The sequence below is a fragment of the Companilactobacillus sp. genome, assembly GCF_022484265.1.
In the GTDB taxonomy this organism is placed as follows: domain Bacteria; phylum Bacillota; class Bacilli; order Lactobacillales; family Lactobacillaceae; genus Companilactobacillus.
On record NZ_JAKVLR010000001.1, the window covers coordinates 2,324,894 to 2,337,727 of the forward strand.

Here is a 12,834-nt window from a genome sequence, read left to right on the forward strand (position 1 = left end):
TGCGGTCTTATTTTGTCTGTTTTTTTATTTTTGGCCATTCTTATATAAATTTGATAGGTTATCTAAGAACTTATCATGTTCTTCTCTTGGTGTTAGATCTACTTTGCCGTAGTGGATCCAATTGCTTTTTTCTGGTGATATTCCTACGTCTGCTAGTGTGCGGTTGATGAAGGTGTTTTGGATTGGGTTGCCGCATTCTTCTTCTAGATATTGTTTGGTGATGGTGGATGTGGTGATTACTGTGCATTTATTGATGTAGGTCAGTAGTCCTTGCCAAGGGATTTCATCGTTTGATTCGTAGGCGAATCCGTGCAGCATTACTCTGTCGAAGAAGCCTTTTAGCATGGCTGGATAATTGTGCCACCAGATTGGGTAGACGAAGGTTAATTCGTCTGCTTGCTTTATTAGTTCTTGATAATGTTTTACTAGTGGGTCTGAGGTCTTGCCGCTGCTGTAGATTTTTAATTGCTCGGCGGTTAGTACTGGCTGAAAATTGTCTTTGTATAGGTCGATTACTTGGTAATCTTGGCCTTGCTCTGCGTAGATTTTTTCCATTTGTTCGAGGATGGCGTGATTGAAACTTTCTTGGTATGGATGTGTGTAGATTATGACTTTCATGGCTGCTCCTCCGTTGATTAGTTACTTTCAGTGTAACAAAAAATCCTGACTGATTGTTCAGCCAGGATGGGTTTAAAACTTCTTATAATTTACTTGTCTTAAATTACTGATTGATAGCATGGCTACCAAACTGATGACGTATAGTGCTGAGATGAAGATCATTACTGTCATTACGTTGTGATTGTCCAAGATCCAGCCGATTGCTAGACTTGAGAATCCTCCGATGCAGCGTCCGGTGTTCATGATGACGTTGTTGGCGGTTGCTCTGATCTCGGTGGGGTACAAGTGACTAACTACAGCTCCGTATCCGGCAAACATTCCGTTTGAGAAGTAACCAACGATGGCACCGGCGATGACTAGTGTCAACATGTTATTTGGCAATGTTAGTACGAAGACACCAATTGCTGAACAGACTAAAAAGATTCCAAAGGCTAAACGTGGTCCTAGGGTGTCTAAGATCCAACCAAAGGTGAACATTCCTGCACACATTCCTAAAATGGTCGCAATCATCCAAGTTGAACTGGCAACTTGCAAGTTCATTTGTTTTTGCATGATAGTTGGTAGCCAGTTCATTAAACCGAAGTATCCAGCGATTTGGACGATGGCCATGATCATTAGTGCAAAAGTTTGATATGCGATCTTTGGTGTTTCAAAAAGTTCTTTGACGCTGCCGTGCTTTTCTTTAGAGGCTTTAATGAAAGTGTCGCTTTCCTTTAAGTGGCGACGAATGAAGAAAATGATGAAGACTGGGATGATACCGAATAGGAACAGAGCGTGCCAGCCTAATCGAGGAATGATCAAGGTTGCTAAAACAGTGGCAACGATAGCACCGATCTGTCCAGCCATACCGACCCAAGAAGAGATACGTCCTAATTTGTTCTTAGAGAAACTTTCTGCAAGGACGGTCATTCCGATACCGTACTCGCCACCACCACCGATACCTGCTAAGAATCTGCAGATATAGATAGAAGTTAGGTCGTTGGCAAAGTACATTGCCCCAGTAGCGATTGCAAAAATAAAAATCGTGTAAGTAAAGGTTTTGATTCTACCGATTCGATCGGCTAAAATTCCAAAAAAAATACCACCTAGTAACATACCAATATTAGTGATCGTGGAAATTAATCCCGCTTGCGTTCCACTGATGTGAAGTTCAGCAATGATGGAAGATAGGGCAAAACTCAAGAACATGATGTCCATATTTTCCAATCCGAACCCAGCAGTTGTGGAAGCAACCACTTTTTTCTGGTAGCTATCTAGATGGTCTGATTGTGCAGTTGTAGCTATTTTCATTAAATTGTCCTCCAAAATGAACGCTCACAGGCGTTCTTTATTTTGATTCATATAATAACGTATCAGACAATTTTAGTTAGTGCAATGAAATGTGGCGATAATCTTCAAAAATCAGTCATGAATTTTGAAAAAGTTTTTCTATGTTTATTTTTTATAATCTTGTTCATAAATGTACTTGTGGAGCTTCAAATATTGGTCGCCTAGCTTTTTCTCATTGGCATTGTCTTTGGGATAATAATAGCGTTTGCCCTCTAATCCCTTCGGCATGTAATTTTGTTTAGCGATTTGTTTGGGTGACTGGAACGGCGAATCGATCAAGCCGCCACCGGTGATCTCTTCAGAGTGCTTGTAGTGCATGTCTCTTAATCCTCGAGGCATAGGATGTTCGTTAGGATGTTTCGTGTCTTCATCCAACAGTTCCCAAGCCTCATCAAATGAGCCTGATTTCGGAGAGATACACATCAACATTGTGGCAAACATCAGTGGGTATTTAGCCTTCGGCATGCCGACTTTTTCGGCTTGATTTGCGGCGACAACTATTTGGGTGACCTGTTGTGGATTAGCCAAGCCAATATAAGTGTAGGGGATCTCTCGCAATCTACGAACGACTGAAGGTAAGTCGTCGTTTTTCAACAGGATTGTCAGGTAATACAAAGCTGCATCAGTGTCTGATCCAGCCATAGAGTCAGAGTAGGCTGCCAAATAATCATAGTGTTTGGTGGCCTTTTTGTCGTAGTTAAAGTGTTGTTGCTGAGCAAATTTTTTAACATTGTCGACGGTTAATTTATTGGGTTCGATCGCATGCAGTGTTTCTAAGGTATTTAATCCAATTCTCAAGTCTCCATCTGCTGAAATTGCGATAAGTTTAAGTGCCTCTGGTTCGATTTGCTCTTTATCAAGTTGATAAACCTCATCAACAGCTCGTTGTAGCATGATGATGATATCTGATTCTGAGAGTGATTTGAATTCAAAAATCTGCGATCTGGAGCGAATAGCTGGAACAATCGACATGATTGGATTTTCGGTCGTCGAACCAATCAGCATGATGTGTCCATTTTCTAAGTATGGCAAAAGGAAATCCTGCAATGTCTTAGTCATCCGGTGGATCTCATCGATCAATAGGACGAACGAGTCATAGGGATGAAGGTTGATCTGCTCAGTTAATTTAGCCTTATTATCGGTTGAGGCGTTGAATGATTCAAAGGGATAGTTGTACTGTTTAGCAATGATTTTTGCCAAGGTGGTTTTGCCGGTGCCGGGTGGTCCCCATAGCAACAATGGGATGTTGACGTGTTGGTCAATTATTTGTCGAAGCGGTTGACCAGGCTTGAGCAACTCAGGTTGGCCAACGACCTGATCAAGTTCTTGCGGCCGAATCTTATCAGCCAAAGGTGTTTTGAATGCCAAGATAAATTCCTTTCATCGAAAAAATTTTAATCAATTACCTATAATTTACACCTGATTAATAAATTAGTTAGTTTTAACCACTTTTTCAATAAAAAAAGCACCCTCAGTTGAGGATGCTATTTCGGTAAGTCTAAACGACTATTTATCTGTTGCTGGTTCTTCTTTGTCGTCTTTTTTATCGGCAGCTTTGGCTGCGTTAGCTGCTTCTAGTTCACGGTCTTCTTTTCTATTTCTGAATAAGTAAACTAGGGCAGGTAAGACTGTCAAGGCACTGATTAGTGAGTAAGCAGTATCTAGAACAGTGATAAGTCCGAATGAACGAAGAACAGGGAAACTTGCGAACATGATAGCTGAGAATCCACCGATAACAGTTAGACCAGAAACTGTAATAGCTTGTCCAACCTTCGATACGGCATCAATGATAGCTTTTTCACGCGTAACATTGTTGAGTCGCTCTTCTCGGTACCTCTCAAGTATCAAGATCGTAAACTCAGTACCAATACCAAGAACTAATGAACTCAAGGCAATTGTAACTGGGTTATATGATGTGTGCATCAACCATAGAGTTAATGGTGATAGACCAAGAACAACTAGGATAGGAAGCACTGGGTAAATAGCTAGACGGAATTCACGGTATACAAGTAGCAAGACAATGAAGATAATTGCTAGACCGGCGAACATGATCAAGTTGTGGTTTGATGTAACATTATCGATACCGATAAGCATCATAACTTGTAGTCCGGCTGGTGCGATTTGTAAGCCGTTGTGATTTCCACCAATATCTTTATCGATCTTATCCATCAACTTTTGTTGATCCTTAGTTGATAGATGTTGGTCGATCTTGAATTGGATCGTAGCGTAATTATTGTTGTCACTGATAACAGTTTGCTTCAATGACTTAGGAATATTGCTAATTCCAGTATTGATTGTTGATTGACTAGCGTTGAAGTCTCCGCCTAATTGTTTATAAGTAGATGAAAGACTTGTAACGCCGGTAATATCTTTATACTTATCTTTTTCTTGGTTACCAAGTTTGTTGATCTTCTTGATCGTATCAGCTTTTCTAACGTCGTTACCCTTAACGAGGTAATCGATGTAGACAGTTGAACCAACTTGTTTTTGAAGATATTTAGTATTTTGTAATTCACTCATGTTTTGAGGAATCATCTTCATAATATCTGTTTCAGTGTTGATGTTATGTTCAACAGCGAAACCTAAACCACCAAGAACAACAGCGATGGCAAAGACCCATCCAGCATGTTTAGTAATGAAACGTGCATAGCTTCCAAGCCATTGTGATAGACGAGTTGTATCTTGTCCATTGTGTTTAGCTGTTCTAGCTTCATTTTTCTTAACAAACTTCTCATGAGCCTTGTCTGACTTGTCGATCAAAGTAAATGTTGAGAACATCATGAAGAACTCAACGATGTAAGCACAGAAGACACCAAGTGCTAGTGTGACACCGAATTGTTGCATCATAGGTGCTTTTGATAGGAACATTGTCAAGAAACTGAAGATCATAACGATCACAGCAATACCAACAGCTGGTCCCATCTTAGTAATTGACAACTTGATAGATCCTTCTGAATCTTCAGTTTGTCGGTACTCATCTTCGTAACGGTTCTGGAACTGAACACCGAAGTCGGTTCCCAGTCCGATAATAATAGGTAGTGTAGCCATAGTTGCCAGTGTGATAGGTAGGTTGAACCAACCCATAGCACCGAATGTCCAGATCATACCAATCAAAACAAAGAATAATGGTAAGATTCTTCTTCTAACTGGGAAGATCAAGGCTAAGATGATGATCATAATGATAACAGCGATTACGACCATGATAGCCATGTTTTGAATAACAACGTTCTTAACTTGTCCGATAACAACTGGGTTACCAGCAGTTCTTACTTTGACCTTGCTGCTGAATCCAGCTTCGTTAACAGCTTTATGAACATCATTCATTAATTTAACGTTGGTGTTCATATCTGTTGTACTCTTAGTATTTACCATCAAAATAGTATGTTTACCATTCTTAGGCAAAAGTTGTTGAATGGCTGATGGAACTTTGCCATTGTCGCTTAAGAGAATGTCACGCAATAATGCGTTTGACATGTTTTGAACCTTAGGAATCATAGGTAGAACTGCAGCAGTCAAAGCTTGTTTTTGTTGATCATTGATCAATGTCAACGTGTAAGCTTGAACTTGTTGCTTTTGGGCATCAGTCAACATACCCATCAAAGTACTTGATTGTTGGCTAGTCATCTCAGCAGCAGCAGCTTGTTGTTGTGCAGCAGGCAATTGGGCAATTTGAGCTTGTGCCTGTTGTTGAGCAGCAGCAACTTGTTGCTTTTGAGCATCAGTTAAAATACCAGTAACATAAGTTTGCACTTGTGCTTGTTGTTCGGTAGTTAAACCACTTTGAACTTGAGTCATCAATTTACTCTTATCAGAGTTGCTCAAGTTTGCCATTAAATCTTTTTCAGCCTTAGGTGTTAGGTTCAAATTCAAACCTGACATGTTTTGAGCTGCAGATGGATTCTTTTTAATTTGACCCATCTCATCGTTTAGTAAGTTAACGATATTTGTCGTTGAACGAACATTGTCCATCTTGCTGAGTTTCTTATCTAACTTAGCAAGTTTCTTCATATTCTGTTGCGACAAGACATCGTCTTGTTTGCCACTTACCATAACGTAAACTGCATCGCCACCAAAGTTCTTTTGGTAGGTCGATGTATCTTTGTAAGCCTTGGAATTAGGATTAACAAAGACATCATTACTGAACTTCATTTGGATCCTCGGTAAACCAAATGCAAGAACAATAGTAACTACTGCAATAAAAGTGATCCACAATTTGGCATGTTTGTGGACACTATTACTGAGCATAGTGAAAAATTTCTGCATAATAATCTCATTCCCTCCAATATCTCATGCTGAATAGTGTACCATTAATATACTTGTTTTTAAGGTACAAAAAGAGGCAGTCCTCTTAAAATAAGACAACTACCTCATTTTGTTTCATTTTTCGACCCATTTTCTGAAAAAGTCTTCGGTAAACGATGTAAATTCATCCTTTGGAATCTTAAAGTCATTGTCTTCGAGATACTCGACGACCCCAACCAGTGCACCGACGATGAGACTGATCATCAATTCCGGAGTGTCTGAATTCCGGATCATGATGATCAAAGGATCATCATCAGCACTTTCAGAGTTTTCGTACTTTCTAGTCACAATATCCTTTAAAATTAGACGGAATTCTGGATATAAATTTGCACGTGTCTGATACTGCGGCGAAACGTGTCGCATAAAATCGTTGTTCTTGCCGATAAAATCAGCAATTTGGGTAATGATCGATTCAGTCGAAAGACTCTCTTTTAATAGGTCATCCAATAGAAATTCGAAAACAGCATGCAATAAGGCAAACTTGTCGTTAAAGTATCGATAGAACGTACTGTGATTTATTTGTGATTCAGTACAAATATTCCCCACAGTGATTTTGTCAAAAGGTTTCTTTTCGAGTAATGATATCATTGCGGTGATAATAGTCTTTTGCGTTCTCTCAGTTACTTGCGACATAAGTTTCCTCCTCATTTGTTGAAATTATTCAACCTAAAACACTTTGATGTTTTCGTATCTAGTCATTAAAACGTTAAAATCATAATCCTTTAATTTGCTGATGCTTGATTCGCCATTGTAAAAAGCAGTCAAGCTGCCAGCTAACATTAGGTTTAGTGGTGGAGCCTCGTCAAAACGGACTCCGATAACAGGGACGTTGTTGGCAAATGCATATCCACATTCCCAAGCAGTTCCTGAATCGGGCTCGCTTAATTGTTCTTCAAGTTTGTAGTCAAGTTCTGCGACGACGACATCAGACATATTAATGTTGTTAATATCGTGTTTGAATACGGCTGTTTGCCATTCGAATGAGCCAAATTCGGCATCGGTGTATTCATCTTTACCAGGACGGAAAATGTCCCCGATCGTGTCGTTTTGCTTGAGAAGGGCTTGAATCTTATCTAAGCGCTCTTTTTGTTGGTCGCTAAAAAACGGACCAGCTAAATATACTCGGTTTAGTTTGCTCATTTTTATTCTCCTTTGTTTGGCACAATTATATTATACACAAAACACGTCATGTAGTGTAATATTAAGGGAATGTTACAGGGATATTTTTGTCTAATTAAATCGAGCAACTTTGGCTCACATTCACAATCTCTCGTGTTATAACTAAGTAGGTTAAAGCACGGAGGTAGTCATCATGATGAATAAAGGTAGCGTATGTCGTTTAAGTCGTAAAGACTTCAAGAAGAAAAGAAAAATTAACTACATTGCAGTATTAGGGATTTTTGTTGCAGTGCTATTGTTTATTTTGTAATTTAAAGGGGTGTAGCCATGCTGATACAATGTCAGTATGGCTATTTTTTTAGTTAGAGTAGCGCAAAGAGCGCATACTCTAACTTAACGCAACGCTCCGAAAGGACGTTGCGATTCCACGCTTTATGTTTTAGCAACAAGGTGCGTACTCTAACTTGACGGAACGCTCCGAAAGGACGTTGCGATCCCATGGTTTAGGTTTTGACACGCAAAGATCGTGTACTCTAACTTAACGCAACGCTCCGAAAGACGTTGCGATTCCACGCATTGAACCTTTTGCAAAAATATACGCACAGGGGACTACCAAGTATTAAGGAGTATTAAATTGACAATAAATATTAGAGAAGAGAAAACTGATGACTATCGATTAGTCGAAGAAATAACGCGTGACGCATTTTGGAATCTCTACGTTCCTGGATGTGGCGAACATTATATTGCCCACATGATTCGATCTCATGAAGATTTTATTCCTCAATTGGACCTGGTGATCGAATTGGACGGACAAGTCATTGGAAATATCATGTATACCAAGTCTAAATTGACTGATGATGATGGGAATGACAAAACTATTTTGACGTTTGGACCTGTCTGTATCGCACCTGAGTATCAACGAAAAGGCTATGGAAAAAGATTGATGGAACGCTCGTTTGAAATTGCACGCGAACTCGGCTACGATGCAATCGTGATTTTTGGAATGGCAGCTAATTATGTTGCACGCGGTTTTGTCAGCTGCAAACGCCATAACGTAAAAATTGCCAATGGCACTTCGCCAACAGCCATGTTGGTCAAGGAATTGGCAGATGGAGCCTTAGACGGTCATAATTGGATTTACCGAGAAAGTCCAGCATTTGAAGTGGACGAGACGCAGATCGACAAATTCGATGCTAATTTCAAACCAAAGGAAAAGCGTTGGCAACCTAGCCAAGAAGAATTTTACATCGTGAGTCATTCAAATCTAAATTAAGTAAAAGGGTTACTGAAATCAACGTCAGTAACCCTTTTTTGCTGTATATCGCATTCTTCTTATATGATATATTATTTAGAAAGTTGAGGGAGGAACTAGCCGTGGAACTGAATCGCAAAAATATTACCAAGTATGGCCTGTTAGTCGTACTGATATTAGTATTATTGATCTATCCAACATGGGTCTACCAAGTATTTCTGAATCTATTAGGCGTCATGATGCCATTAATTTTAGGTGCAATTTTAGCCTATGTACTAAATCTTATTTGTGTAAAACTGGAGAAACATTTTTTTCCAAACACCAAGTGGCATTGGCTGCAAAAAAGCCGTCGCGGAATAGTTATTCTGATAGCCTTGTTAATTGTTATTTTGGTAATCTCAGGAGTATTCCGGTTAGTTCTTCCGCAGTTTATTAGTGCGCTGACGAGCTTTTTCAAATCGATTCCGGCGTTTTTCAATGATGTAGCGAACTTCGCTCAAAAGATCAACAGCCACTCAATAATTCCAGAACAAGTGAAATCAATCGACGTTAATTGGAATTCGGTACAATCAAAAGTTATGAAATTTTTGACGTCAGGATTAGGTGGCGTCTTTGGTTCAACCATAAAAATTGTAACTGGAGTTGCTAAGGGCTTATTTAACTTCATTTTGGCGCTGACATTTGCCGTTTATATTTTGGCTACCAAAGAAAAATTGGGTTCGCAGATCGACCGTGCTAGCCGAGCATTCATCAAAGAGAAGCATCTGCAAAAAATTAAATACGTGTTGCACGTTACTAATCAAATGTTTAGCAGCTTTATTGTTGGTCAAGTTACTGAAGCTATCATCTTAGGAACCTTGTGTACATTAGGGATGTTCATTTTTAGATTCCCATATGCCTTATCAGTTGGTGCCTTTGTTGGTATCACATCATTAGTGCCAATTCTAGGAGCCTGGATGGGTGGAGCAGTCGGATTCCTATTGATTGCTGTCGACTCGCCATTGAATGCGGTACTGTTTATCGTATTTATCATTGTCTTGCAACAATTAGAAAGTAACCTCGTCTATCCAAGAGTGGTAGGTACATCGATCGGATTGCCAGGTATTTGGGTCTTGGCAGCTATCACGATAGGTGGTGGTCTGAGCGGTATTGTGGGAATGTTGCTCGGAGTTCCAGTCGTCGCTACGATTTATCAGTTGATGAAGAACAAAGTGAATCAACGACTTGATAGTCAGGTGACTGACGTTGAGTTGGAGAATTAAAAAAGGAACTAACAAAGGATTTTTATCTGATTGTTAGTTCCTATTTTTTTGAATTATTATCTTTAGGTCGCTTCTATCTTTGTAGTGGAAACGCGAAAGAAAGGTCCTGAGCGCGGACACACAAGTCAATCCAACACTGCGAGCGCGTGACGCCATCATCTGAGAACCTTTTAGCGGTAGTCTGCGAACGAAGTGCAAGGAGAGCGCCACTCCGTATTGGCTTGCCTTGTGCTCTGACCTCACCCGGACATTCTTACGCTCTACTCCTTTGGAGTTACTAGCGAGTTCCTATCTGTTCCGAACCACTTTTTCTCGATTTTTTGTAGCTCTCCATCGTTGGCTAATTTTTGGAAGGCTGCGTCTATTTTGCGTTTCATTGTTTTGTCGCCTTTACGCATTCCGACTGCGAAGTCCTCTCCGGTGAAGCCTCCTTCAATCGTCCGATATGATGCAGGGTCCTTTTCGTGTTGAATGTAGTAATTAGCATAAACACTATCGATCAATAGCCCTTGAATTCTTTTGGCATCGAGATCCATCAATGCATTATTGAACGAATCGTACATGACGGGGGTTTGATTCTTTATGTATTGTTTCAACATCTTCGGATGTTGGTCTAACAAACTGGCACCTGATGAACTAGTTTGAACACCGAGAACTTTTCCCTTCATATCTTTGAAACTAGTGATATTGTCAGCTTTTTTCGTAACTAAAACTTGGCGATTAGCTAAGTAGGGACGTGAAAAAGCTATCTGTTTGGAACGCTCAGGAGTGATCGTATAACCATTCCAGATCAAATCGATCGTACGATTGCGTAATTCGGTTTCCTTCATGTTCCAGTCGATTGGTTGAAAGTCAGCTTCGATGCCATATTGCTTGAAGACTGCTTTGGCTAAGTCGATATCAAAACCAACTAGCTTGCCATCTTTTTGACGAAATCCCATGGGAACGAAGGTATCGTCGAGACCAATGATGACACGGTGGCGTTTTTGAATCGTCGACCAAGTGTCAGTGGTATTAGCCTCTTGTGCAACAGATTTTTGGTCGCCACAGGCACTTAGTATCATAGCAAAACAGGCTAGGAGAGTAATGACTGCAAATAATTTTTTCTTCATATATACTCCCCCCTAATTTTGGCTGATTGGTTTAACTTCAAGAATTTGATCAGAAATATTTTTTGCAAAAGCTGGATCGTGGGTTACGACGATTTGTGTAATTCCAGTCTTTTTCAATTCCAAGATGACATTACCAACGGCATCACGAAGACTAGGGTCAAGCGCTGAGGTCGGTTCGTCGTAACAAAGAATCTTTGGTTTCATTGCTAGAGCACGAGCAATAGCGACACGTTGCTTTTGTCCACCTGATAATTCAAATGGATATTGGTCAGCGTGATCGGATAATGATAATTCATCCAGTAAACTTTTGGCATTGTCGATAGCTGATTTTTTATCTTCTTTTAACACCATTGTAGGTGCTAAAGTTACGTTTTCCATGACGGTCAAATGTGGGAACAAATTAAAGTCTTGAAAAACTACGCCAATGATTTGCTCAGTATCTGAGTCATCAGCTGGATCAAAACTTTTTCCGTCTAAAATGAACTTTCCAGAATCTGGTCGATCTAGCCCAGCAATACAACGTAACAAAGTCGTTTTACCTGCTCCAGAAGGTCCGACGATACTGAGAATTGAATTATCCTGAACTTCAACGTTCAAGTCATTTAAAATTGTTTTTCCATTAAAACTTTTGGTGATATTTTCCAATTTAAGCATGTTGTGTCCTCCTATTTTTAGCGGTAATAGCTGTAGTGATTTTCAACGACTTTGAGTAGCCAAGTGCAGACGAGAGTTAATAATAGATAAATTACTCCGACTAAGACTAGTGGCAATAAGGTTACATCACGTGAACTGGCAATGTTTCCGGCACGTAGCAAGTCGCCTAAACCAATTACGTAAACTAATGACGAGTCCTTAACTAAGTTGATGACTTCGTTACCGATCGAAGGGATAACGATTTTGACAACTTGTGGGACCACGATTTTTCTAATTGTTTGCCAGTAGCTGAGGCCAAGGACTTTGGCACCTTCATATTGTCCTTGATCGATGGCTCCAAAGCCACCACGGAAAATTTCTGCAAAATATGCAGTGTAATTTAAGATGAATGCGAATAATGCAGCATCGTATCTTTCGAAGACGATGTGGAAAAATGGCATATTAGGTAAGCCATAAAATACGAAGATCAATTGTAGCAAGAGTGGAGTTCCTCGCATGACCCAAATATAAAATGACAAGATCCAACTTAATGGTTTAAATTTCGAGCTTCTACCTAAAGAAACTAAGATCCCTAGTGGAAGGGATGCTACTAAAGTCCAGAAGAAGATCTTTAGTGTCATCAAAGTACCACTTAATAGAGAAGGTAAAATTTCAGTTATGTAATGTAGCATAATTATCCCCCTTGAACATAAGTACAAAAAAAGCCCTCCTAGTCAAATAAGACTAAGAGGGCGACAGACGCGGTTCCACCTCATGGTTGTCAAGACCTCACAGCCTTGACCTTAAGAAGTTAATGTATGAGTACGAAATATTCAATGAATCGCCGAATGTCACTATGTGCCATCGCCGTATACTCTCACTATGCAACGAAGTTGCAAATGCAAGGAATCGCCGTCGGCTCCGCATACGCTACACGCTCCACGGTTTACTCTCACTACGCGCTTTTTGCGGAAATGCAAGGAATCGCCGTCGGTTCCGCATGCGCTACACGCTCCGCCGTTTACTCTCACTACGCGCTTTTTGCGCTAGTGAGAGTAGAAAAAAAATCGCCCCTGATCCGGTAGGATCAAGAGGGCGACTTACGCGGTACCACCTCTGACTCCCTAATATCTCACGATACTAGGCTCATGAAGTTACATTAACTTCAGTGATAACGGAACTACCGAAAAATACTACTTGGAAAAAT

General features: G+C 40.1%; 11 protein-coding genes. 2 read left to right on the top strand and 9 right to left on the bottom strand.

The genetic code is table 11. The features are described from left to right. Positions 1-24: 24 nt before the first annotated feature. The 6 genes from LKF16_RS11090 to LKF16_RS11115 form a co-directional block, all read right to left on the bottom strand. A complete protein-coding gene (locus LKF16_RS11090; protein ID WP_291471465.1) occupies positions 25-618 on the bottom strand; it encodes an NAD(P)H-dependent oxidoreductase in 594 nt (197 codons plus the stop codon). 72 nt (positions 619-690) lie between these two features. Further along, positions 691-1,908, bottom strand: coding sequence for an MFS transporter (locus tag LKF16_RS11095; protein WP_291471463.1), 1,218 nt, complete (start codon positions 1,906-1,908; stop codon positions 691-693). Positions 1,909-2,052: 144 nt separating this feature from the next. Continuing rightward, on the bottom strand, positions 2,053-3,315 hold the full coding sequence (locus LKF16_RS11100) for a replication-associated recombination protein A (protein ID WP_291471461.1): 1,263 nt from the start codon (positions 3,313-3,315) through the stop codon (positions 2,053-2,055). Positions 3,316-3,453: 138 nt separating this feature from the next. Continuing rightward, on the bottom strand, positions 3,454-6,210 hold the full coding sequence (locus LKF16_RS11105) for an efflux RND transporter permease subunit (RefSeq protein ID WP_291471459.1): 2,757 nt from the start codon (positions 6,208-6,210) through the stop codon (positions 3,454-3,456). 114 nt (positions 6,211-6,324) lie between these two features. Further along, positions 6,325-6,882, bottom strand: a complete 558-nt coding sequence (locus LKF16_RS11110) for a TetR/AcrR family transcriptional regulator (RefSeq protein WP_291471457.1) — start codon at positions 6,880-6,882, stop codon at positions 6,325-6,327. Positions 6,883-6,915: 33 nt separating this feature from the next. Continuing rightward, positions 6,916-7,389 carry a nucleoside 2-deoxyribosyltransferase gene (locus LKF16_RS11115; protein WP_291471455.1) on the bottom strand — a complete coding sequence of 158 codons (474 nt, stop codon included), beginning with the start codon at positions 7,387-7,389 and terminating at the stop codon, positions 6,916-6,918. 613 nt (positions 7,390-8,002) lie between these two features. Here LKF16_RS11115 and LKF16_RS11120 point away from each other — a divergent pair. Beyond that, complete coding sequence (locus LKF16_RS11120) at positions 8,003-8,641, top strand: GNAT family N-acetyltransferase (protein WP_291471453.1); 639 nt, start codon at positions 8,003-8,005, stop codon at positions 8,639-8,641. Between the two features lie 101 nt (positions 8,642-8,742). Beyond that, positions 8,743-9,882, top strand: coding sequence for an AI-2E family transporter (locus tag LKF16_RS11125; protein ID WP_291471451.1), 1,140 nt, complete (start codon positions 8,743-8,745; stop codon positions 9,880-9,882). A gap of 260 nt (positions 9,883-10,142) precedes the next feature. Here the strand turns inward: LKF16_RS11125 and LKF16_RS11130 are convergent, their stop codons facing one another. From LKF16_RS11130 to LKF16_RS11140, 3 genes are read right to left on the bottom strand one after another with little or no spacing between them, the layout of a single operon-like run. After that, positions 10,143-10,994 (bottom strand): amino acid ABC transporter substrate-binding protein, encoded by an 852-nt coding sequence (locus tag LKF16_RS11130; RefSeq protein ID WP_291471450.1) that lies wholly within the window; start codon positions 10,992-10,994, stop codon positions 10,143-10,145. A gap of 12 nt (positions 10,995-11,006) precedes the next feature. Then, entirely contained in the window at positions 11,007-11,648 is a 642-nt protein-coding gene (locus LKF16_RS11135; RefSeq protein WP_291471449.1) for an amino acid ABC transporter ATP-binding protein, read from the bottom strand. Between the two features lie 17 nt (positions 11,649-11,665). After that, positions 11,666-12,319 carry an amino acid ABC transporter permease gene (locus LKF16_RS11140; protein ID WP_434735170.1) on the bottom strand — a complete coding sequence of 218 codons (654 nt, stop codon included), beginning with the start codon at positions 12,317-12,319 and terminating at the stop codon, positions 11,666-11,668. Between the last annotated feature and the right edge of the window lie 515 nt (positions 12,320-12,834).